The organism is Streptomyces marokkonensis, assembly GCF_039539045.1.
GTDB classification, from domain to species: Bacteria; Actinomycetota; Actinomycetes; order Streptomycetales; family Streptomycetaceae; genus Streptomyces; species Streptomyces marokkonensis.
The window spans coordinates 1-22,111 of record NZ_BAABCQ010000133.1 but is presented as its reverse complement, the minus strand read 5'-3'; the positions used below and the strand labels follow the sequence as shown (position 1 = coordinate 22,111).

Here is a 22,111-nt window from a genome sequence, read left to right as displayed (position 1 = left end):
CGCGAGACCTGCGCATTACCTTCTCTTTACACTCGACGGGGATGGTGACTCGTGAACCGCCCCAGGGGAGGACGATCACGGTGAACAGGACCACGGCGTACGCCACGACCTCGGGTCTCGCGCTGCCCAAGCAGCCCGTCGGCCCGGCACCGGAGGCGTGCGCCGAACTGCCCGCACCCGTCGTCCGCGACCTGCGGGACCGGGGCGGCCGCAGCCCGCACGCCCTGCTCTTCGGACCCCGGGACCTGGTGGTGATCACCGGCCTGCCCGGCAGCGGCAAGTCCACACTGATGCAGCGCACCGTGCGCGGAGCGCGCATCGACTCCCAGGACACCCGGGACCGCTGGGACGACCGCATGCCGCGCTTACTGCCGTACGGGCTCTACCGGCCCCTCGTCCGCCTCGCGCACTACGCCGGACTGCGCCGCGCGCTGCGCTCCGGCGAGGGCGTCGTCGTGCACGACTGCGGCACCCAGGCCTGGGTACGGGGCTGGCTGGCCCGCGAGGCCCGCCGCCGCGACGGCACGCTGCACCTGCTGCTGCTCGACGTCGACGCCGACGACGCCCTGGCCGGCCAGCGCGAGCGCGGCCGGGGCGTGTCGCGGTACGCGTTCCTGCGGCACCGCTCGGCCAACACCCGCCTGTTGCGCGCGGTGGCCGAGGGCACTCTGCCCGCCGGCTGCGCGTCGGCGGTGCTCCTGGACCGGGCGGCGGCGGACACGCTCCACCGGATCGCCTTCACGGGGTGAGGTATCCGAGGGCCTTCGTCCCGAGGGCCCCGACCCAAGGCCCCCGACCCACGGACCCCGTCCCGAGGCCCCCGATCCAAGGACCCGCCCGAAGGGTTGTCCGAAGGCCTCGTCCCAAGGAGCCGGCCCCAAGGAGCCGGCCCCAAGGAGCCGGCCCCAAGGAGCCGGTTCCAAGAGGCCGTCCCGAGCCAGGGCCGCGCCCGGCGTCCGGGCCGCGCCCGGCGTCCGGGACAAGCCCTGGGACCGCCGGGCCGGACGGGTTAGCCTTTTCAGCCACAGCAGCGGTACCAGGCAGGCGGTAGGTAGGCAGATGGACTTCCCGGCACAGGCGCACCCCCACCCGCACGGCGGGTGGCCCGGCAACGAGCTGGAGGAGGTGCTGTCCGCCTCCCTCGGCGTGGCGGGCGCCGGTGGCCGGATCGTCGAGGTGCTCGGCCGCAGCTTCGTGTGGATCCCCCTGCCGAACGGCGGCGGTCCGCACAGCGGCCCCCTCGACCTGCCCTCCCTGGAGGTCGACGGCCAGGCCTACGTACCGGTGTTCAGCTCCGAGGAGCAGCTCCGCCAGGTCGCCGGCGCGCAGATGGCGTACACCGTCGCCCCCGCCGCGGAGTTCGCCCGCGGCCTGCCCCCGCAGATCGGCATCGCCGTGAACCCGGAAGGCGTGGTGGGCATCCCGCTGCCGCCGCAGGCCGTGGCCGAGCTGTGCCGGGCCGGCCGCAGCCCGCTGGACGGGCCCGCGTCCGGCGGCCGGGTCCGCCTCTTCGAGCCGGACTGGCAGGACGACCCGGTGGACTTCCTCGCCGCCGCCTCCGCCGAGTTCGCCGCCGTCGGCGTCGTGCGTACCGCCCGCCGCTGCCTCGCCACCATCGAGACCGCCGACCCCGTCATGTTCGTCGGCGTCGAACTCACGCACTGGGAGGGCGACGCCCGCGCCCTCCCGCTGGACGCCCTCGGCCGGGCCCTGACCAAGGCCCCCCCGAAGACACAGGTCAACCTCGTCCTCCTGGAGGCGGCCCAGGACCCGGTCTGCGACTGGATGCGGGCGAACGTCCGTCCGTTCTACGACCGGGACTTGTGACCGCCGGGCAGGGCAGCGCCCGCAGGGGCGCGGGGCCGTATCGACATGCGGCTCCGCCGCGTGGGCGCGACCGGCCACAACGAACCCGCGCGCGCCGACGGACACCGCACCCCGAGCTCGTAGGCGTCCTGCGTCAGGCGGAGCCTTAAGCTGGTTCCACAACCGGGGAACTTCTCGAAGGGGCGATACGCGTGAGCGCCAGCGGCACCACGACCGGACAGGTCGAGCACATGCTGCGCCAGGTGACGCCCGGGCGCTACGAAGCCTACGAGGCGCTGCTGCGTGCGCTCGCCACCCCCACTTCCGGCCAGGTCTGGATGCTGCTCTGGCACGGCCAGGCCGGCTCCCCGGACGCCCAGTACGGGAACATGGAGGTCGAGGGCTACGGCTACGCGCCCTGTGTCACCTCCGCCCAGGAGCTGTCCGCCAGTGGCTGGAACCGGTCGTACGAGGTGGTCGACGGCCTGGAGGCCGCCCGAGCCCTCTACCCGGACCACTTCGGCCTGTGGCTCAACCCGCACGCCCCCGGCGGCGGCGTGGGCATCCCGTGGCTGGACCTGCGCCGCATCGCCTCCGGCCTGGACCGCCAGCCGGCGGGCCCCCTGCGCCTGTCCGAACCGGCCATCGAGATCCCCCAGTTCTACGCCCTGCTCGCGCAGAACGCCCACCGCACCGCGGCGGTCCGCGCGCTGCGCCGCGCCTGGGTGCAGCCGGCGCTGGGAGCGCCGTATCTGGCCATCGGTCTCGACGTGTACGACACGTCGCCGCCCGCCGTCGACGCGGTGCGCGGGATGATGCAGCAGTCCGTCGGCGCGGTGCCGGACGGGCTGCCGGTGTCGACGGTGGCGATGACCGACGCCCACGACCCGGTCGCCATGTGGCTGCGTGCCCACGCCCGCCCCTTCTACGACCGTGAGGCCCACGCGGTCGCCCCCGCCCAGGCACCGGCGGGCGGATACGGATACCCTCCGGCCCAGGGACGGTGCTGACCGTCGCGGGCTCGTCCCGCCCGCACCGGGGCGGACATCTCCGCGCGTAGACAAGGGTGCAAGATCCCGCTTCGCCTCCGATGTCCCAACTCGTCCATGTCCGGCCCCCGTTACCCAGTGTCCGGATAACGGAACACCTCAAACAGCATCACGGTTACGCATCCATTCCCCTTCAAGTCTGGCTACAGATCGCCAAAGCGTTGAAGACTCCCGAAACGAGGAGTGATTGCCCGCTCCTGTGTACGACGGACTGATCACGCCGCTACAGCGGCAAGTGCGGGCCGGCTACCGCCGGTTGAGAGGGGTCCCTGCCAGATGACGGCACCATTGCACGAGCCGACCGCGGAAGCGGCCCCAAGTGCTGCCGAGGAAGCGGCGGTTGCCGGCGCCGAGGCCAAGGCGGTACAGGGACGTTCCCTGGGCCGGATCGCCTGGGAGCGCCTGAAACGGGACAAGCTGGCCCTGACGGGCGGAATCGTGGTGCTCGTCCTCATCGTGATCGCGGTGTTCGCGCCCCTGATCACCTCCCTCTACGGGCAGGATCCCAACGCCTTCAACGAGGACAAGATCGACCCGCTGTTCGGCACCCCCGTGGGGTCCATGGGCGGAATCAGCGGCGAGCACTGGCTGGGCGTCGAACCGGTCAACGGCCGCGACGTCTTCGCCCGCATCGTCCACGGCGCCCGGATCTCACTGCTCGTCGGCTTCCTTTCCGCGTTGGTCGCCGTGGTGATCGGAACCGTCCTGGGTGTCCTGGCCGGCTTCTTCGGCGGCTGGGTCGACGCCCTCATCAGCCGCGTCATGGACGGCCTGCTGGCCTTCCCGCAGCTGCTGTTCATCATCGCGCTGGTCTCCGTCATGCCCGACAACATGCTCGGACTGAGCGGCACGGGCGTGCGACTGCTCATGATGATCCTGGTCATCGGCTTCTTCGGCTGGCCCTACATCGGTCGCGTGGTCCGCGGCCAGACACTCTCGATGCGTGAACGGGAGTACGTCGAGGCGGCCCGGTCCCTGGGAGCCGGACGGTTCTACATCCTGTTCAAGGAACTGCTGCCCAACCTGGTGGCGCCGATCATCGTCTACACCACGATGATGATCCCCACCAACATCCTGACCGAGGCGGCACTCAGCTTCCTGGGCGTGGGCGTCAAGCCGCCCACCTCGTCCTGGGGGCAGATGCTCTCGAGCGCGATCGACTACTACAAGTCGGACCCCACGTACATGGTGGTCCCCGGCGTGGCGATCTTCATCACCGTTCTTGCCTTCAACCTCTTCGGCGACGGCGTGCGCGACGCGCTGGACCCGAAGGGCTCCCGCTGACCTGCCGTACCGGCAAGCGACCCGTGGTTCCCGCACGGGGTCTCTCATCTAATCCGGAGGATCCGAGATCGTGACTACCCAACGCACCTCAGGGCGGCGCAAGCAGGCTTTGGCCGCTGCCGCAGTGGTCGCCGCGCTGCTGACCACGGCGGCGTGCGGCGGCGGCGGCGACGACGGCGGCAACGGCGGCGGCTCGAAGAACGGCGCGGCCACCTTCGACGCGGCCAACAACAAGGTCCTTCAGGCCTCCGAGGCCAAGAAGGGCGGCGAGCTGAAGTTCGCCAGCACGCAGGACGCCGACTCGTGGGACACCACGCGTGGCTACTACGGCTTCATGTGGAACTTCTCCCGCTACTACAGCCGCCAGCTCGTCACGAACAAGACGGAGCCGGGCAAGACCGGCGCCGAGGTCACCCCCGACCTCGCCACCGACGTCGCCAAGGTCTCGGACGACGGCAAGACCTACACGTACACCCTGCGTGACGGCATCACCTGGGAGGACGGCAAGCCGATCACCTCCAAGGACATCAAGTACGGCATCGAGCGCGTCTGGGCGCAGGACGTGCTGTCCGGCGGTCCGACGTACCTCAAGGAGGTGCTCGACCCGAAGGACGAGTACCAGGGTCCGTACAAGGACAAGTCCAAGGACAAGCTGGGTCTGAAGGCGATCGAGACGCCGGACGACAAGACGATCGTCTTCAAGCTGCCGCAGGCCAACTCGGACTTCGAGGAGATGCTCGCGCTGACCTCGGCGTCCCCGGTCCGCCAGGACAAGGACACCAAGTCCAAGTACGGCCTGCGCCCGTTCTCCTCCGGCCCGTACAAGTTCGAGTCCTACAGCCCGAACAAGGACCTCACCCTGGTCCGCAACCCGGAGTGGAAGCAGGAGTCGGACCCGGTCCGCAAGGCGTACCCGGACAAGATCTCGATCAAGTTCTTCTCCAACGCCAACGACCTGGACGCCCGTCTGATCGCCGGCGACTACGACCTGGACCTGGCCCAGACCGGCCTGTCCCCGCAGGGCCGCACCACGGCCCTGAAGGAGCACAAGGGCAACCTGGACAACCCGGTCTCCGGTTACATCCGGTACGCCTCGTTCCCGCAGAACGTGGAGCCGTTCAACGACATCCACTGCCGCAAGGCCGTGCTCTACGGGGCCGACCACGTCTCGCTGCAGACCGCGCGCGGCGGCCCGGTCGCCGGTGGCGACATCGGCACCAACATGCTGCCGCCGGCCGTCCCGGGCTCCGAGGGCCAGAAGTACGACCCGTACAAGATGGCCACCGACAACAAGAACGGCAACGTCGAGAAGGCCAAGGAAGAACTGAAGGCCTGCGGCAAGCCGAACGGCTTCAAGACCACCATCGCGGTCCGCAACAACAAGCCGGTCGAGGTGGCCACCGCCGAGTCCCTCCAGGCGTCGCTGAAGAAGGTCGGCATCGACGTCGAGATCGACCAGTACGACGGTTCGCAGTACGCCAGCGTCATCGGTAGCCCCACGAACGTGAAGAAGAAGGGCTACGGCATCATCATCATGGGCTGGGGCCCGGACTTCCCGTCCGTGCAGGGCTACGGTCTGCCGCTGTGGCACAGCGACTACATCCTCGAGAGCGCGAACAACAACTTCGCGATGATCGACGACAAGAAGATCGACGGTCTGTTCGCGGACTACCTGACGCAGCTTGACGCCGACGGCAAGGCCAAGATCGCCACGGAGATCAACCACGAGATCATGGAGGGCGCGTACTACCTGCCCTTCGTCTTCGAGAAGTTCATCAACTGGCGCTCCAGCCGACTGGCGAACGTGTACACCACTGACGGCTACAGCGGTATGTACGACTTCGTCAACATCGGCCTGAAGAACCCGCAGAAGTAACCGGTACACCCGCCGTACGGCACGAAAGGCAGGTGAAGGCCGGCGCGGCGTGACCGCGGGCCGCCGGACGATCTCCGGCGGCCCTGGTCCGCAGCGGGCCGCAACCCGTGCTCGCTTACCTCATCAGGCGGCTGTTCGCCGCCGCTGTGATGCTCGTTGTCATCATTCTGGTGGTCTTCGGCATCTTCTTCCTCGTCCCCAAGTGGGCGGGCGTCGACATCGCCCTGAGCTTCGTCGGCAAGCAGGCGGACCCCGCCGCTGTCGAAGGAGTGCGGGAGAAGCTGGGCCTGGCCGAGCCGGTCTACGTCCAGGCCTGGGAGTTCTTCAAGGGCATCTTCGCGGGTCGCACCTACGCGGCCGGCGGTGACGTCACCAACTGCTCCGCGCCGTGCTTCGGCTACTCCTTCCGTACCGAGCAGTCCGTCTGGCCGGTGCTGACCGAGCGTTTCCCGGTGACCCTGGCCCTCGCGCTCGGCGCGGCCGTGCTGTGGCTGATCTTCGGTCTCGCCGCCGGTGTGCTCTCCGCGCTCAAGCGGGGCACCCTGTGGGACCGCGGTGCGATGGTCGTCGCGCTGGCGGGCGTCTCCCTCCCCATCTACTTCACCGGTCTGGTCAGCCTCGCGGTCTTCTCCTACGGGCTGGGCTGGATCAACGGTGAGTTCGTGCCCCTGGAGGAGAGCGTCACCGGCTGGTTCGGCGGCATGCTCCTGCCCTGGGTCACCCTGGCCTTCCTGTACGCCGCGATGTACGCCCGGATCACCCGGGCCACCATGATGGAGATCCTCGGCGAGGACTACATCCGCACCGCGCGTGCCAAGGGCCTCAAGGAGCAGGTCGTCATCCGCAAGCACGCCATGCGGTCGACCCTGACCCCCCTGCTCACCATGCTCGGCATGGACCTCGGCGCCCTCATGGGCGGCGCGATCCTCACCGAGACCACGTTCAGCCTCCCCGGCCTCGGCCAGAAGGTGCTGGACGCGATCCAGAACCAGGACCTGCCCTTTATCCTTGGGGTCGTCCTGATCACTTCTCTCGCGGTGCTGATCGCCAACCTCGTGGTGGACGTCCTGTACGCCGTGATCGACCCCCGAGTGAGGCTCGCATGACCGACCTCAGCAAGAGCGGAGCCGCGGTGGGCGAGCCCACCGGCACCTCGCCCGCGCCGAAGGCCTTCCTGGAAGTACGCGACCTCAAGGTGCACTTCCCGACCGACGACGGGCTGGTCAAATCCGTCGACGGGCTCAGCTTCCAGCTGGAGAAGGGCAAGACCCTCGGCATCGTGGGCGAGTCCGGCTCCGGCAAGTCGGTGACCTCGCTCGGCATCATGGGCCTGCACACCGCCGGCCAGTACGGCAGGCGCAAGGCGCAGATCTCGGGCGAGATCTGGCTGGACGGCACCGAGCTGCTGTCCGCCGACCCGGACCACGTGCGCAAGCTGCGCGGCCGTGAGATGGCGATGATCTTCCAGGATCCGCTGTCCGCGCTGCACCCGTACTACACGATCGGCCAGCAGATCGTGGAGGCGTACCGCATCCACCACAAGGTGGACAAGAAGACCGCCAAGCGCCGTGCCGTGGAGATGCTCGACCGCGTCGGCATCCCGCAGCCGGACAAGCGGGTGGACAGCTACCCGCACGAGTTCTCCGGCGGTATGCGCCAGCGCGCGATGATCGCGATGTCGCTGGTCAACAACCCCGAGCTGCTCATCGCCGACGAGCCGACCACCGCCCTGGACGTGACCGTCCAGGCGCAGATCCTCGACCTCATCCGGGACCTGCAGACGGAGTTCGGCTCCGCGGTCATCATCATCACCCACGACCTGGGCGTCGTCGCCGAGCTGGCCGACGACCTGCTGGTGATGTACGGCGGCCGGTGCGTCGAGCGGGGCCCGGCGGAGAAGGTGTTCTACGAGCCCCGGCACCCCTACACCTGGGGCCTGCTCGGCTCGATGCCGCGGCTCGACCGCGACCAGCAGGAACGCCTCATCCCGGTCAAGGGCTCCCCGCCCTCCCTGATCAACCTCCCGTCCGGCTGCGCCTTCAACCCGCGCTGCCCGTACGCCGACGTGCCCAAGGACGACGTCACCCGCACGGTCCGGCCCGACCTGACCGAGGTCGGCAGCAAGCACTGGGCCGCCTGCCACATGTCGCAGGAGCAGCGGGAGCGTATCTGGACCGAAGAGATTGCGCCGAAGCTGTGAGCGAGAACGCCAAGGACGAAGCAGTGGCCATCCCTGCGCAGAGCGACGGCACACAGAGCGAGGCCGCCGGCACCGCCACTCTCGCCGAGGACGCCGCCCCCGGCGAGGTCCTGCTGAAGGTGACCGGGCTGCAGAAGCACTTCCCGATCAAGAAGGGCCTGCTGCAGCGCCAGGTCGGCGCCGTGCGCGCCGTCGACGGCATCGACTTCGAGGTCAAGGCCGGTGAGACCCTCGGTGTCGTGGGCGAGTCCGGCTGCGGCAAGTCGACCATGGGCCGGCTGATCACCCGGCTCCTGGAGCCGACCGCCGGCAAGGTCGAGTTCCAGGGCAAGGACATCACCCACCTCGGGGTCGGCGGCATGCGCCCGCTGCGCCGCGACGTGCAGATGATCTTCCAGGACCCGTACTCCTCGCTGAACCCGCGCCACACCATCGGCACGATCATCAGCGCCCCCTTCCACCTCCAGGGCGTCGAGCCCGAGGGCGGGGTCAAGAAGGAGGTGCAGCGGCTGCTGTCGGTGGTCGGTCTCAACCCCGAGCACTACAACCGCTATCCGCACGAGTTCTCCGGCGGTCAGCGCCAGCGCATCGGCATCGCCCGCGCACTCGCGCTGAACCCGAAGCTGGTCGTGGCGGACGAGCCGGTCTCCGCGCTCGACGTGTCGATCCAGGCCCAGGTCGTCAACCTGCTGGACGACCTCCAGCAGGAGCTGGGCCTGACGTACGTGATCATCGCGCACGACCTGTCCGTCGTCCGGCACGTCTCGGACCGGATCGCGGTGATGTACCTCGGCAAGATCATGGAGCTGGCCGACCGCGACCTGATCTACAAGACGCCGATGCACCCGTACACCAAGGCGCTGATGTCGGCGGTCCCGATCCCGGACCCGTCCCGCAAGTCGGCCAAGAGCGAGCGCATCCTGCTCAAGGGCGACGTGCCGTCGCCGATCGCCCCGCCGAGCGGCTGCCGCTTCCACACCCGGTGCTGGAAGGCGACGCAGATCTGCACGACGACCGAGCCGCCGCTGAAGGAGCTGCGTCCCGGCCAGCAGGTCGCCTGCCACCACCCGGAGAACTTCGAGGACCAGGCCCCGCAGGACGTCGTCCTGCTCTCCGACGCCAAGGAGGCGGCGGAGCTGGTGTCGGAGAAGGCGCTGGCGGATTCGGCCGCGACCTCGGCGGCGGTGGCCGCGGAGGTCGAGTCGGACGAGGCGGACGAGGCGGAGGCCGAGCGCACCAAGGACGCCGGGGCAGCCGAGGACACCGAGGCCACCGAGGACACGGGGAGCGGTGACAAGCCCGGCGCCGAGGCCGCCGAGGTCGCCGAGAGTGCCGACGGCGCCGACGAGGAGCCTCCTGCCAAGGGGAAGCCCGGGAAACCGGGCAAGTCGGGGAAGTGACTTTGCCCTGCCGATGAGCCCCTGCCTTCGTTTGTAAGGCGGGGGCTCATCGTCGGGTAAGAATGGAAGGGTGTACGAGCAACTCTTCACCCCAACCGTCCAGCACACGCTCGACCTGGTCGGCATCTTCGTCTTCGCCATCTCCGGCGCGCTGCTGGCCGTACGCAAGAACTTCGACGTGTTCGGCATCGCCGTACTCGCCGAGGTCACCGCGCTGGGCGGCGGGCTGTTCCGGGACCTGGTCATCGGCGCCGTACCGCCGGCGGCCTTCACGGACCTGGGGTATTTCATCACCCCGCTCTTCGCCACCCTGCTGGTCTTCTTCCTTCACCCCCACGTGGAGCGCCTCCAAACCGGCGTGAACATATTCGACGCGGCCGGCCTCGGCCTGTTCTGCGTCGCCGGCACGGTCAAGGCGTACGACTACGGGCTCGGCCTGACCGCCTCCGCATGCCTGGGCCTGACCACCGCCGTGGGCGGCGGCGTACTGCGGGACGTGCTGGCCAACGAGGTGCCCTCGCTGCTGCGCTGGGACCGCGACCTGTACGCCGTCCCGGCGATCGTCGGCGCCACCATGGTCGCCCTGTGCATCCGCTACGAAGCGCTCACCCCGTTCACCACCGGGCTCGCGGTCGTCACGGCCTTCGTCCTGCGCCTGCTCGCCCTGCGGTTCCACTGGCGGGCGCCGCGCGCCTGGAACCGGCGGTCGACGGTGACGGAGGGGGAGTGAGGCCCGGCGGCACTATGGCCGGCCAGGGGCCTCGACGTCGCTCACGAACACCAGCCCGTCGATCGAGGCCAGGTGGGCCGGGTCCAGCGAGGCGTAGCCGAACCAGGGGGACACGCGGGGTGCGGGTGGCGGGTCGCCGAGAGCGTCGGCCAGGCGGGAGGCGTCGACGACGCAGCGCTCCTCCGAGAGCCCGTACAGGAGCCCCTCGACGGTGTCCGGCGGCGGGGTGTCCACTCCCTGGTGCCGGATCGTGCCGAGGGCGGTGGCGAGGAAGGCGTACTCGTCGCCGAGCCGGGCGCTGACCAGCGCGCCGGCGCTCCACCACTCCACCGGCCCCTGCCACATCCGCATCGAGCTCTTCTCGCGCTGGAGATGGGCGTTCTGGGCGTTGACGAGGGCCGGGCCCCGGGCGGCGAGCGCGAGGAGGTTGTCGGCCATCATCCGGTCCCGCAGGCCCAGCAGCCGGTTCATGCGGGCCGGTGAGGCGTCGGCCATCCAGTGGTGGTAGCGCAGCAGGCCGGTCGCGGTACGCCCGTACAGGTCCGCCCGGTCCCAGTCGTCCCGCGAGGTCGTGGCGAGCAGGTGCGGCGTCTGCTCGTCGAGCAGCGACACCAGGTCGTCGGCGAGCAGCCGCAGTTCCCGGGCCTCGGCGGACCTTCCCACGGACCGGGCCGGGTCCGTCATCGCGGCGGGCTCGGTCCACCGGTCGTCGGCGCCGAGCAGGCGGTCGAGCGTTTCCGCGGTGCACGGCAGCAGGTCCGCGTCCACCCGGGCCGCGAGACAACCGTGGAGCGCGGCGAGGGCCCGGCGGGGGCTCGCGGCGCCGGTGATCTCCAGCGGTCCGTCGAACCCGGCGAAGCGGAGCCGCTCGGAGGTGGGTCGGCCGTCGTGGTGGACACGCTCGTTGTGGGCGCGCATCCAGCGCACGAGCTCGCGGTTGCCCGCGTAGGCGCCCCAGCCGTGGCTGAACCCGCGCTCCATGACCTCGTCGAGGGTGCCCGTGCCCGAGGTGACGTAGTCGTCCACGACCAGGCCCCTCAGGCAGTCGCTCTCGATCGCGATCGTCCGGTAGCCCTCCTGCTCGACGAGTTGCCGGAAGAGGTCGTTGCGCACGGAGAGCAGAGTTTCCTCGCCGTGGGTGGGCTCGCCCAGGGCGAGCAGCCGGGGCCGGGCGGGGAGCAGCCCCATGACGGCGGTGGCCTCGACGGGGTGGGTGGTGTTCTTGATGCCAGTAGCCATGCCTTCAACGCTATCGTTGAACCTTCCGTGGAAACTTTTCCGCGCTGTCTCGAGCTGTAGCGCATGAAAAGCCTCGCTACAGTCTTCGTCATGGTCGAAAAGCTTCAACACGGTGGCAGGCTCAGGCCGATCGATCTGGCGCGCGCGCACGGTCTGTCGACACAGGCCGTCAGGAACTACGAGGAGGCCGGCATCCTCCCCGCCGCCGGTCGCACGGCCCACGGCTACCGCACCTACACCCCCCTGCACGCACAGGCGCTGCGCGTGTTCCTCGCCCTGCTGCCCGGCCACGGCCACCAGCCGGCGGCCTCGATCATGCGGGCCGTGAACCGGGGTGCGGCGGACGAGGCGTACCGGCTCATCGACGAGGGCCACGCCCAGCTGCTCGACGACCGGCGGACTCTCCGGGCCGTGGAGAACGCGCTGCGCGACCTGGCACCCGCGGAGGTACCGGCGTCCGGTGCGGCGGTCTCCCGGCCGGGCGGCACGTTCGTCGGGCCGCTGGCGGCGGAGCTCGGGATCCGGCCCGCGACGCTGCGCAAGTGGGAGCGCGCCGGGCTGGTGCGCCCGCGCCGCGACCCGCTGACCGGGTACCGCGTCTACGGCGAGGCCGACGTACGGGACGCCCGGCTGGTCCACCAACTCAGGCGGGGCGGCTACCTGCTGGAGCAGATCGCTCCCGTGATCGGCCAGGTGCGGGCCGCCGGGGGACTGGAACCGCTGGAGGCCACCCTGCGCGACTGGCACGACCGGGTCTCCGCGCGCGGCCGGGCGTTGCTGTCGGGGGCGGCCGAACTGGAGGCGTACCTGCGCGAGCGCGGATGAGACCGTGACCGGAAAGCCACAAGCTACCGCTTAGTAGCTTCCTTGTTGTACCGTGCAGCCATGTCAGAAGCAGCCTCCGCAGCGGCCACACGGGCCACCATCGGCGACAGCGAGTTCGACCGGGACACCGCCGCCACCCGGCGTGCCCCCGGTGTCTACGACATCGACCTCTCCGCCGGCTGGACGATCATCAACGCCGTCAACGGCGGCTACCTGCTGGCGGTCCTGGGCCGCGCCCTCGGGGACGCCCTCCCGCATCCCGATCCCTTCACCATCTCGGCGCACTACCTCACCGCCTCCCGGCCGGGCCCGGCGGTGGTGCGCACCGAGACCGTCCGCACGGGGCGCACCCTCTCCACCGGCCAGGCCTCCCTCTTCCAGTACGACGACGAGGGCAACGAGGTCGAGCGCATCCGCGTCCTCGCCTCCTACGGCGACCTCGACACGCTGCCCGACGACGTGCGCACCTCGGCGAAGCCGCCGGCGATCCCGCCGATGGACCAGTGCTTCGGCCCGGAGGACGGCCCCGCCCCCGTCGAGGGCGGCTCGGCCATCGCCGACCGGCTGATGCTCAAGCTGGACCCCGCCACGCTGGGCTGGGCGCTCGGGAAGCCGTCCGGTCGGGGTGAGATGCGGGCCTGGTTCGGGCTCGCCGACGGCCGCGACGCCGACCCCCTGTCGATGCTCCTGGCGGTGGACGCGCTGCCTCCGACCGCCTTCGAGCTCGGGCTCAAGGGCTGGGTCCCCACGGTCGAGCTGACCGCGCACGTACGGTGCCGTCCCGCGCCGGGCCCGCTGCGGGTCTCCATCACCACCCGCAACCTGGCCGGCGGCTTCCTGGAGGAGGACGCGGAGGTCTGGGACAGCGCCCACCGCCTGGTGGCCCAGTCCCGTCAGCTGGCCCGGGTCCGGCTGGGCTGACCCACGCCCCACGTGGCACGCCGGCGCCGTGAAGTCCGGCCGTACCGTCCACCGGGACGTCGAGGCCCTGTCCGCCTCCGGCGTCCCCGTTCCCGGCGCGTGTCCGCCGACGGCCGACGAGTACGGCCGTACGGGCCCTCCGCACCCTCCGCGCGGGCCATCCGCACCCCCGCGCGGAGAAGGGGCCAGCCTTGGTCTGAGGCCGGACGGGGGCGCCCCGTAGAATCGGCCCCACCATGGCTTACCTCGACCACGCCGCGACCACTCCGATGCTCCCCGAGGCGGTCGAGGCACTCACCGCGCACCTGAGCGCCACCGGCAACGCCTCCTCCCTCCACGCGTCCGGCCGCCGCGCGCGGCGCACCGTCGAGGAGTCCCGCGAGGCCCTCGCCGAAGCCCTCGGCGCCCGTCCCAGCGAGGTGGTCCTCACCTCAGGCGGCACCGAGGCCGACAACCTCGCCGTCAAGGGGCTCTACTGGGCCCGCCGCGACGCCGACCCGGCTCGCACCCGGGTCCTGGCCAGCCCCGTCGAGCACCACGCCGTCCTCGACGCCGTCCACTGGCTCGGCGAACACGAAGGCGCGCGGGTCGAGTACCTGCCGGTCGACGCCCACGGCCGGGTCGACCCCGAGGCGCTGCGCGAGGCCATCGCACGCGACCCCTCCGACGTGGCCCTCGCCACCGTGATGTGGGCCAACAACGAGATCGGCACGATCATGCCGGTCCGCGAACTCGCCGACGTGGCCGCCGAGTTCGACGTGCCGCTGCACGCCGACGCAGTCCAGGCCGTCGGCCAGCTCCCGGTCGACTTCGCCAACTCAGGGCTCGCCGCCATGACGGTTTCCGGCCACAAGATCGGCGGCCCCTACGGCATCGGCGCACTGCTGCTGGGCCGCGAGTACAGCCCCGTACCGGTCCTGCACGGCGGCGGTCAGGAACGCCACGTCCGCTCCGGAACTCTGGACGTCCCCGCAGTCGCCTCCTTCGCGGTCGCCGGCCGCCTCGCCGTCGAACAGCGCGAGTGGTTCGCCCGCGAGATCGGCGCCCTGCGCGACGACCTGGTCGACGCCGTCCGTACGGCGGTCCCGGACGCGATCCTGGGCGGCGACCCGGCACCGGGGGGCCGCCTCCCGGCCAACGCCCACTTCACCTTCCCGGGCTGCGAGGGCGACTCCCTGCTCCTCCTGCTCGACGCCCAGGGCATCGAGTGCTCCACCGGCTCGGCCTGCACCGCCGGCGTCGCCCAGCCCAGCCACGTCCTGCTGGCCACCGGCACCGCCCCCGACCTGGCCCGCGGCACCCTGCGCTTCTCGCTGGGCCACACCTCCACGAAGGCCGACGTGGAGGCCCTCGCCAAGGCGATCGGCCCGGCGGTGGAACGCGCCCGCGTGGCGGGGCTGAGCTGAGACCTGGCTAGGCGCCGGACTGGGACGGACCGCCCGTCGGGCCGCCCGACGGGGCGCTGGTGGCCGCCCGCCGCACCAGCTTCATGTACCGGTCCCAGTCCCAGTGCGGCCCCGGATCGGTGTGGTCGGTGCCCGGCACCTGCACGTGGCCGATGATGTGCTCGCGGTCCAGGGGTATGTCGTACCGTGCGCAGATCCCCGCCGTCAGCCGCGCGGAGGCCGCGTACATCTCGTCGGTCAGGTCCTGCGGACGGTCCACGAAGCCCTCGTGCTCGATGCCGACACTGCGTTCGTTGTAGTCGCGGTTGCCCGCCTGGTAGGCCACGTCCAGCTCGCGGACCATCTGGGTGACGCGCCCGTCCTGCCCGACGATGTAGTGGGTGGCCGCCTTGTGCCCGGGATCCTGGAAGGCCCTGACCGCACTCTCGAAACTGCCCTGTGTGACATGGACGATGACCATGTCGACACCGAAGTCGTCGGGCCGGTCCGCGCGCCGCCAGTTCTCGTCCGAGGCCGCCACCCAGCTTGCGCCGGCGTAGTCGACCACGCCCTCCTCACGGGGCCGCTCGACTCCCGGCACGCGCCACCACAGGCGGGCCAGCTCGTCGCGCGCCAGCACCGCCGTGCCCACGGCCGCCGCCGTGCCGCCGACGATCAGCGCGCGGCGGCCGATGCGCCGGTCCGCGTCCCGGGGCCCGCCGGCGGATCCACCGGAGGACCCGCCCGTCGGCCCGCCCGTGGACCCGCCGGTCGACCCACCGGCGGACTCGCCGGTCGGCCCGCCGGTGGATGAGTTTCTGGATTCGTGCTTCGCCCCCATGCGATCAACAACGCATACTCGCGGGCTCCGGTTCCCGCCTCCCCGTACCCTGGAAGGGCTATGACTGATGACACCCCGCAGCGCACCCGTCCCCTCCGCGTCCTCGCCGCCATGTCGGGCGGAGTCGACTCCGCCGTCGCCGCCGCCCGCGCGGCCGAGGCGGGGCACGACGTGACCGGCGTCCACCTCGCGCTCTCCGCGAACCCCCAGTCCTTCCGCACGGGCGCGCGGGGCTGTTGCACCATCGAGGACTCGCGGGACGCCCGCCGCGCCGCGGACGTCATCGGCATCCCGTTCTACGTGTGGGACCTCGCCGACCGCTTCCGCGAGGACGTGGTCGAGGACTTCGTCGCCGAGTACGAGGCCGGCCGCACCCCGAACCCGTGCCTGCGCTGCAACGAGAAGATCAAGTTCGCCGCGCTGCTCGACAAGGCGCTCGCCCTCGGCTTCGACGCCGTCTGCACCGGTCACTACGCCAAGGTGATCCTCCGCGAGGACGGCACGCGCGAGCTGCACCGCGCCTCCGACATGGCCAAGGACCAGAGCTACGTCCTGGGCGTGCTGGACGACCGGCAGCTCGCCCACGCGATGTTCCCGCTCGGCGACACCCTCACCACCAAGGACGAGATCCGCGCGGAGGCCGAGCGCCGGGACCTGGCGGTGGCCAAGAAGCCGGACTCGCACGACATCTGCTTCATCGCCGACGGCGACACCCAGGGCTTCCTGGCCGACCGGCTCGGCAAGGCCGAGGGCGACATCGTCGACGAGGCGGGCAACCGGCTCGGCACCCACGAGGGCGCGTTCGGCTACACCATCGGCCAGCGCAAGGGCCTCAGGATCGGCACCCCGGCCCCCGACGGCAAGCCCCGCTACGTCCTGGACATCTCCCCGGTGACCAACACGGTGACCGTCGGCCCCGCGGACTCCCTGGACGTCCACGCGCTGCGCGCGATCAAGCCCCGCTGGTGCGGCGCCGCCCCCACCGGCCCCGGCACCTACACGGCCCAGCTCCGCGCCCACGGCTCGGAGACCGAGGTACGGGCCGAGCTGGTCGGCGAGTCCCTCGAGGTCTCCTTCACGGAGCCCGTGCGCGGCGTCGCCCCCGGCCAGGCGATCGTGCTGTACGACGGCACGCGCGTGGTCGGCTCGGCGACGATCGCGTCGACGGTGCGCGAGGCATCGGCAGTCTGACCCGGGTGCCTGAGGCGTGATCGCGGTCAGCAACGGTCAACGGCCGGTGACGAGCTCTGGCGTATCTCAGGATGTCGCCTTAGGCTCGGCAATGCGGATTACCCGCACGTAACACCCTAAGGCGGTGATCTCATCCCCGCCTCGTCAGGAGGTCGGCCGTGCTGCTCAGTTTCCGGGTGGCCAACCACAGATCCATCCGCGAGGAGACCGAACTCTCCTTGGTGGCGACCGAACTGAATGAGGGCACCGCACGCGAGACCGGTGCCCGTTCCGAGGGCAGGCCGGTCTCCGTGCTGCCGGCGGTCGGGATCTTCGGCGCGAACGCCTCCGGCAAGAGCAATGTCCTGAACGCCCTGCGGTTCATGAGGTCGGCCGTGCTGGACTCCTTCGCGGACTGGAGCAAGAGACCCGAGATCCCACGCCAGCCCTTCGAACTCGACCCGGACGCACAGGACGAGACGAGCTTCTTCGAAGTGGACCTTCTGCTCGGCAGGGACCGGGTCCGGTACACCTACGGCTTCGAGCTGTCGGACGAGCGGGTGGAGGCGGAGTGGCTGCATGCCTATCCGTCCGGGCGGCGCCAGATCTGGTTCGATCGTGAGGCCGGCCGGCCGGAGGGCGAGGGCGGCGAGTTCCGCTTCCCCGGAACCGGCCTCAAGGGCCAGAAGGACCTCATCGTCACCTCCACCCGCCCCGACGCTCTGTTCCTCACGGTCGGCGCCACGCTCAACCACCCCGGGCTCGCGGCGGTCCACCGCTGGTTCGTCAACAACCTGTGGCTGGTCACATCCGTCTCGGACGTTCCGCACCGCACGGAATGGACCCGTAAGCGGCTGACCGACCGCAAATCCGGTGCCCGCCTGCGCGAGCGCATCGGCGCCATGCTGGCCGCAGCGGACCTGGGCGTCTCCGGGCTGACCCTCGATCCCGAGAGCGGTGAGGTGCACCTGTTGCACCGCAGCGCCGACGGCACCCCCCGCCCCCTCGACTTCTGGGACCAGGAATCCCTGGGCACCCACGCCTGGTTCGCGTTTCTGGGCCCGCTCTTCCACGTGCTGGAGCAGGGCGGAGTCCTCCTCGCCGACGAACTCGACTCCAGCCTCCACCCGATCCTTGCCGCGGAAGTCCTCCGCCTCTTCCAGGACCACGAGGCCAACCCACGCCTCGCCCAGCTGATCTTCACCACGCACGACGCGACCCTGCTGGGCCCGTCCGTGGTGGAGCGGCCGCTGGACCGCGACCAGGTGTGGATCGCGCTGAAGAGGACCACCGGCGAGTCCCAGCTCTACCCCATCACGGCCGCGCGCAAGGCCCGCCGCGACGACAACCTGGAACGCCGCTATCTGCACGGCCACTACGGCGGCGTCCCACGTTTGACCAGTGGAGAGATCGCACGGCAGATCGCACTCATCGAAGAGGGGCTGCGGGCAACAGCGTGAGCAGGGCACAGCAGAACCGAAACCAGCCGGGAAACCGCCGCCGTCGTCGCCGGGACTGGGAAGCGGCCCCGTCGGTCCGCAGGCCGGCCCAGTTCTACGGGGACGAGTCCCGACGGGTGGTCTACGTGGCCGCAGAGGGGGAGAGGACTGAGCGCGACTACGTCACCCTGCTGAACTCGGCTTACGGAGAGCGCGAAAAGTTCTTCCTCAAGTTCTCCGAGACCAGGAAGGGTCTCCGCCCGACGGAGGTGGTCGCTCTCGTCCTCGCGTCGGCATCGGCTCCCGAGGACGAGAAGTGGGCCCTCTTCGACCGTGACGCCCTGGACAACCGGGACCAGGACATCCCCGAGGCCATGCGCGACGCGGCGAAGCACGGGGTCCAGGTGGCCCTTTCCCACCCCTCCTTCGAACTGTGGCTGCTCTTGCACTTCCAGCAGTTCACCGGCCAGGAAGGGGGTATCTCGGACACCGTGGTGCAACGGCTGCGGGCGCATCGCGAGGCGAAAGGTTTCGAGCACTACGACACGGGCTCCGGCGACCAGGGCAAGGGCATCACCGAGGAGCAGGGCCGCACCCTCACGGACCCGGACAAGCAGCGTGAGAAGACGGCCGTACGAAACGCCCGCAAGCTGGTGGGCATGTGCGCGCACGGAGGCTGCTCGGGTCGGGGCGTCGACCACTCCGCGATCCCCGGACCCCGCACCGAGACCTACGAGCAGTGGACCCGGCGCAGCGGCCACGCCGAGAACTGCGACCCGCTCAAGCGCGACCCTTCCTCCGACGTGTGGCGCCTGCTCGTACGGCTCGGGATCGTCGAGGACGAAACGCGGAGCGGCTGAGTCCGTACGCCGCCCGTCCGGCGATTTCTGGCGGAGCCGCCGACCGGACTAGGCTGCCGGGGTTCTCCCCATTCCCGATGGTGTACGAAGGACCGGTCCGTGGCCAGACTGACCCTGCCCCAGCTCGAACGGCATCTGTACTCGGCCGCCGACATCCTGCGCGGGCGGATGGACGCCTCGGAATACCGGGACTACATCTTCGGGATGCTCTTCCTGAAGCGTTCCTCGGACGAGTTCCAGCCGGAGTGGGAGCGGATCTACCACGCGGAGCTCGAACGGCCGGGCAAGGACGAGAAGGACGCCCTCGCCCGCGCCAACGACCCGGAGAGCTACCCTCGCGTCTTCTACGTGCCCCAGAAGGCACGCTGGTGGAAGGGCCCCCACAAGTACCACGAGCCGCTGGAGGAAGGCGGCTCGATCCCGGAGCCGGAGCCTGGCATCTCCGGCCTCACGGAACAGGTCGGACAGGGCCTCGACCAGGCGCTGGCGGCACTCACCGGCTCCAACCGACGCCTGGCCGGAGTCACCTCGCACATCTCCTTCAACGACACGGTCGGCACCAAGACCCGCTTCACGACCGCCGAACTCCGCTCGCTGATCCGCCACTTCACCCTCTACCGGCTGCGCAACGAGGACTTCGAGTTCCCGGACATGCTGGGCGCGGCGTACGAGTACCTGCTGGCCAGCTTCGCCGACACGGCCGGGCAGCGGGGCGGAGAGTTCTACACGCCGCGCGAGGTCGTACGGATGATGGTCCGGCTGGTCGATCCGCAGGAGCGGGAATCCGTCTACGACCCCTGCGCAGGCTCCGGCGGCATGCTCATCGCCGCCCGCGAACACGTCGAGGAACACGGCGGTGACCCGCGAGACCTGTCCGTCAACGGCCAGGACAAGAACGGCCCCTCGTGGTCCATGGCGAGCATGAACATGGTGCTGCACGGCATCCAGGAATTCGAGCTGGAGCTGGGTGACACCCTCACCGAGCCGCTGCACTGGAGGCCGGACGGCAGCAAGCAGCTGCGGACCTTCACGAAGGTGCTCTCGAACCCTCCCTTCTCCCTCCCCTACGACAAGCACGAGGTCGAGAGGGCCGAGGAGGCACACGGCACCCGGATGAAATGGGGCTGGGCGCCGGAAACCGGCAAGAAGGCCGACCTGATGTTCGTCCAGCACATGATCTCCGTGCTGGAACGGGACGGTGTCGCCGCCACCGTCATGCCACACGGCGTGCTCTTCCGGGGCGGCAAGGAACGCGACATCCGCAGGAAGCTCCTGGAGGACGACTGCGTCGAGGCGGTCATCGGCCTCGGCCCCAACCTCTTCTACGGCACCGGCATCCCGGGCTGCATCCTCATCCTGCGCCGACCGCACCGCAAGCTCGGCGACCGGCAGGGCAACGTCCTGTTCATCAACGCCGACCGCGAGTACCGCCCGGGACGCAACCAGAACGTCCTCGGCCCCGAACACGTCGAGAAGATCGTCACCGCGTACCGGGACTGGACCCCGATCGCCGGCTACTCCCGTGTGGTCAGCCGGGACGCCCTGCTGGCCGCCGACTGCAACCTCAACATCCGCCGCTGGGTCGACAACTCCCCGCCCGCCGAACCGCAGGACGTGCGAGCGCACCTGTATGGGGGAGTGCCGAGGTCGGAGATCGACGCGAGGAGGGAGGCGTTCTCGTCCTACGGCGTTGACCTGCTGTCACTCTTCGCAAGGCGCCCGGACGACGACGCGTACGTCGACTTCCTGCCCGAGGGCCCGGACGCCACGGCGGAACGCATTCCGGGACTCGCGGCGGCGAAGGAGAGCGAACTGCGCGAGCGGTACGAGGAGTGGTGGGCGAAACAAGCCGAACACTTCACGCACCTCACCGTGGACCGGAGGCCGATGCGCCTGCGGGAACGCCTGCTCGCGGACTTCCGCAAGGCGATCGAACCGGTGGGAATCCTGGACCAGTACCAGACGGCCGGGATCATCGCCGACTGGTGGGCCTCGGCGCGCTACGACGTGAAGGCCCTCGCGGCCGGCGGCTACGAGCGGGTTCTGGACGGCTGGGTGGAGACGGTGGAGACCGTGGTCAACCCGGTCGTCCCGAAGACGGACGACGACGCCGACACGGACGGACGCCCCCGCCGTGGCCGCGCCAAGTCCACCGTCTCGACGGCGGACAAGCGCCGCGCCCTGGACGAGCCGGTGGTACGCGCCCTCATCCCCGACTTCCTGGCCGAGGTCGCCCGCGCGGACACTGCGCTCGCGAAGGCGGACGCCGCGTACAAGACGGCGGTGGCCGAGCTAGCGGAGGCTCAGGGCCCCGCGCAGGCCCCGGACGCGGACGATGATGAGTCCCCGGATCCGGAGGACATCGACGAGGACACGCCCACGCCCGAGCCGGTCGACCCGGAGAAGCTCGCCGCCCTGGGGAAGGCGGTCGCCCAGCGCCGCAAGGAACGCACGGCGGCATCGAAGCACCGGTCGGCGCTGGACGCGAAGTTCCTGGGCGAGTTGAAGGCGGCGGCCGAGATGGCCAAGGCCCAGGACGACGGACAGCGTGTCGTCCTGCGGGTCCTCGGCGAGGGACTCGCCGCCCGCCTCGACGCGACGGCCGCCGCCGGTCGCCGGGAACTAGTCGCGGCCTTCCGCTGCTGGACGGAGAAGTACGCGGTGTCTCTGGCGGAGCTGGAAGCGGAGAGCGACGGGGCGGCGGAGGAGTTCGGGGTGTGGATTGAGGAGCTGGGTTATGGGCGATGACCTGTTCCTGCCGAAGCGGCTGGCAGAAGCCTGTGTTCCTTTGAAGCAAGTCGTAAATCCCGTTTCCGCTGGTATCACCTTGGGGCCTCACCGAGCACCCAACCGTCACGCCAGTGGCTACCTGCGCGTAGCTAATGTCCGCAAGGGTTGGATCGATGCTTCGGACGTTGCGACTCTCGAAGAGCAGAGCAACGATCGACCCAGGTACGAGTTGGCTCGCGGGGATGTGCTGGTGGTGGAAGGCCACGCAGATCCGGGTCAGATCGGGCGAGCGGCCATTGTGACAGATGAGCATTCTGGGCTTCTGTACCAGAACCATCTGTTCCGGCTACGCTTCG

At 70.3% G+C, this 22,111-nt stretch carries 19 protein-coding genes; 17 read left to right on the top strand and 2 right to left on the bottom strand.

The window, feature by feature from the left end; all coding sequences use genetic code 11:
- Positions 1–80: 80 nt before the first annotated feature.
- From ABEA26_RS26645 to ABEA26_RS26605, 9 genes are all read left to right on the top strand, one after another.
- Positions 81–749 carry an AAA family ATPase gene (locus tag ABEA26_RS26645; RefSeq protein WP_345595892.1) on the top strand — a complete coding sequence of 223 codons (669 nt, stop codon included), beginning with the start codon at positions 81–83 and terminating at the stop codon, positions 747–749.
- Between the two features lie 310 nt (positions 750–1,059).
- Positions 1,060–1,827 carry an enhanced serine sensitivity protein SseB gene (locus ABEA26_RS26640; RefSeq protein ID WP_345595891.1) on the top strand — a complete coding sequence of 256 codons (768 nt, stop codon included), beginning with the start codon at positions 1,060–1,062 and terminating at the stop codon, positions 1,825–1,827.
- Positions 1,828–2,018: 191 nt separating this feature from the next.
- Positions 2,019–2,816, top strand: coding sequence for an enhanced serine sensitivity protein SseB C-terminal domain-containing protein (locus ABEA26_RS26635; RefSeq protein WP_345595890.1), 798 nt, complete (start codon positions 2,019–2,021; stop codon positions 2,814–2,816).
- A 315-nt stretch (positions 2,817–3,131) separates the two neighbouring features.
- On the top strand, positions 3,132–4,139 hold the full coding sequence (locus ABEA26_RS26630) for an ABC transporter permease (RefSeq protein ID WP_345595889.1): 1,008 nt from the start codon (positions 3,132–3,134) through the stop codon (positions 4,137–4,139).
- A 70-nt stretch (positions 4,140–4,209) separates the two neighbouring features.
- Complete coding sequence (locus ABEA26_RS26625; protein ID WP_345595888.1) at positions 4,210–6,015, top strand: ABC transporter substrate-binding protein; 1,806 nt, start codon at positions 4,210–4,212, stop codon at positions 6,013–6,015.
- Positions 6,016–6,122: 107 nt separating this feature from the next.
- Entirely contained in the window at positions 6,123–7,121 is a 999-nt protein-coding gene (locus ABEA26_RS26620; RefSeq protein ID WP_345595887.1) for an ABC transporter permease, read from the top strand.
- Positions 7,118–8,215, top strand: a complete 1,098-nt coding sequence (locus ABEA26_RS26615) for an ABC transporter ATP-binding protein (RefSeq protein ID WP_279561856.1) — start codon at positions 7,118–7,120, stop codon at positions 8,213–8,215. Before ABEA26_RS26620 ends, ABEA26_RS26615 begins: the two co-directional genes overlap by 4 nt.
- Positions 8,212–9,615: an ABC transporter ATP-binding protein gene (locus tag ABEA26_RS26610; protein WP_345595886.1), complete on the top strand. Its 1,404-nt coding sequence runs from the start codon at positions 8,212–8,214 to the stop codon at positions 9,613–9,615. Before ABEA26_RS26615 ends, ABEA26_RS26610 begins: the two co-directional genes overlap by 4 nt.
- A 70-nt stretch (positions 9,616–9,685) precedes the next feature.
- A complete protein-coding gene (locus tag ABEA26_RS26605; protein WP_345595885.1) occupies positions 9,686–10,345 on the top strand; it encodes a trimeric intracellular cation channel family protein in 660 nt (219 codons plus the stop codon).
- 12 nt (positions 10,346–10,357) lie between these two features.
- Here ABEA26_RS26605 and ABEA26_RS26600 read toward each other — a convergent pair whose 3' ends face one another.
- Positions 10,358–11,584: an erythromycin esterase family protein gene (locus ABEA26_RS26600; protein ID WP_345595884.1), complete on the bottom strand. Its 1,227-nt coding sequence runs from the start codon at positions 11,582–11,584 to the stop codon at positions 10,358–10,360.
- A gap of 90 nt (positions 11,585–11,674) precedes the next feature.
- On the opposite strand from ABEA26_RS26600, the gene ABEA26_RS26595 reads away from it, so the two are divergent.
- The 3 genes from ABEA26_RS26595 to ABEA26_RS26585 all read left to right on the top strand — a co-directional run bounded on the left by ABEA26_RS26595 (position 11,675) and on the right by ABEA26_RS26585 (position 14,736).
- Positions 11,675–12,409, top strand: a complete 735-nt coding sequence (locus tag ABEA26_RS26595) for a TioE family transcriptional regulator (protein WP_345595883.1) — start codon at positions 11,675–11,677, stop codon at positions 12,407–12,409.
- Between the two features lie 60 nt (positions 12,410–12,469).
- Positions 12,470–13,330, top strand: coding sequence for a thioesterase family protein (locus ABEA26_RS26590; RefSeq protein WP_345595882.1), 861 nt, complete (start codon positions 12,470–12,472; stop codon positions 13,328–13,330).
- A gap of 236 nt (positions 13,331–13,566) precedes the next feature.
- Entirely contained in the window at positions 13,567–14,736 is a 1,170-nt protein-coding gene (locus ABEA26_RS26585) for a cysteine desulfurase family protein (RefSeq protein ID WP_345595881.1), read from the top strand.
- A gap of 7 nt (positions 14,737–14,743) precedes the next feature.
- On the opposite strand, the gene ABEA26_RS26580 is transcribed toward ABEA26_RS26585, so the two are convergent.
- Entirely contained in the window at positions 14,744–15,556 is an 813-nt protein-coding gene (locus tag ABEA26_RS26580) for an N-acetylmuramoyl-L-alanine amidase (RefSeq protein WP_345595880.1), read from the bottom strand.
- A 60-nt stretch (positions 15,557–15,616) separates the two neighbouring features.
- On the opposite strand from ABEA26_RS26580, the gene mnmA reads away from it, so the two are divergent.
- From mnmA to ABEA26_RS26555, 5 genes are all read left to right on the top strand, one after another.
- Positions 15,617–16,747 carry a tRNA 2-thiouridine(34) synthase MnmA gene (mnmA, locus tag ABEA26_RS26575; RefSeq protein ID WP_345595879.1) on the top strand — a complete coding sequence of 377 codons (1,131 nt, stop codon included), beginning with the start codon at positions 15,617–15,619 and terminating at the stop codon, positions 16,745–16,747.
- A 158-nt stretch (positions 16,748–16,905) separates the two neighbouring features.
- On the top strand, positions 16,906–18,186 hold the full coding sequence (locus tag ABEA26_RS26570) for an AAA family ATPase (RefSeq protein WP_345595878.1): 1,281 nt from the start codon (positions 16,906–16,908) through the stop codon (positions 18,184–18,186).
- Positions 18,183–19,025: an RloB family protein gene (locus ABEA26_RS26565; RefSeq protein WP_345595877.1), complete on the top strand. Its 843-nt coding sequence runs from the start codon at positions 18,183–18,185 to the stop codon at positions 19,023–19,025. Before ABEA26_RS26570 ends, ABEA26_RS26565 begins: the two co-directional genes overlap by 4 nt.
- A gap of 99 nt (positions 19,026–19,124) precedes the next feature.
- Positions 19,125–21,773 (top strand): type I restriction-modification system subunit M, encoded by a 2,649-nt coding sequence (locus ABEA26_RS26560; RefSeq protein WP_345595876.1) that lies wholly within the window; start codon positions 19,125–19,127, stop codon positions 21,771–21,773.
- Positions 21,763–22,111: restriction endonuclease subunit S domain-containing protein (locus tag ABEA26_RS26555; RefSeq protein ID WP_486388978.1), on the top strand; the 349-nt coding region annotated here is incomplete at its 3' end. The genes ABEA26_RS26560 and ABEA26_RS26555, both read left to right, overlap by 11 nt.

Coding starts and splice junctions, on each gene's coding strand:
- ABEA26_RS26640 (WP_345595891.1), top strand. CDS start 1,060: ATGGACTTCCCGGCACAGGCGCACCCCCACCCGCACGGCGGGTGGCCC.
- ABEA26_RS26630 (WP_345595889.1), top strand. CDS start 3,132: ATGACGGCACCATTGCACGAGCCGACCGCGGAAGCGGCCCCAAGTGCT.
- ABEA26_RS26615 (WP_279561856.1), top strand. CDS start 7,118: ATGACCGACCTCAGCAAGAGCGGAGCCGCGGTGGGCGAGCCCACCGGC.
- ABEA26_RS26600 (WP_345595884.1), bottom strand. CDS start 11,584: ATGGCTACTGGCATCAAGAACACCACCCACCCCGTCGAGGCCACCGCC.
- ABEA26_RS26595 (WP_345595883.1), top strand. CDS start 11,675: ATGGTCGAAAAGCTTCAACACGGTGGCAGGCTCAGGCCGATCGATCTG.
- ABEA26_RS26590 (WP_345595882.1), top strand. CDS start 12,470: ATGTCAGAAGCAGCCTCCGCAGCGGCCACACGGGCCACCATCGGCGAC.
- ABEA26_RS26585 (WP_345595881.1), top strand. CDS start 13,567: ATGGCTTACCTCGACCACGCCGCGACCACTCCGATGCTCCCCGAGGCG.
- ABEA26_RS26580 (WP_345595880.1), bottom strand. CDS start 15,556: ATGGGGGCGAAGCACGAATCCAGAAACTCATCCACCGGCGGGCCGACC.
- mnmA (WP_345595879.1), top strand. CDS start 15,617: ATGACTGATGACACCCCGCAGCGCACCCGTCCCCTCCGCGTCCTCGCC.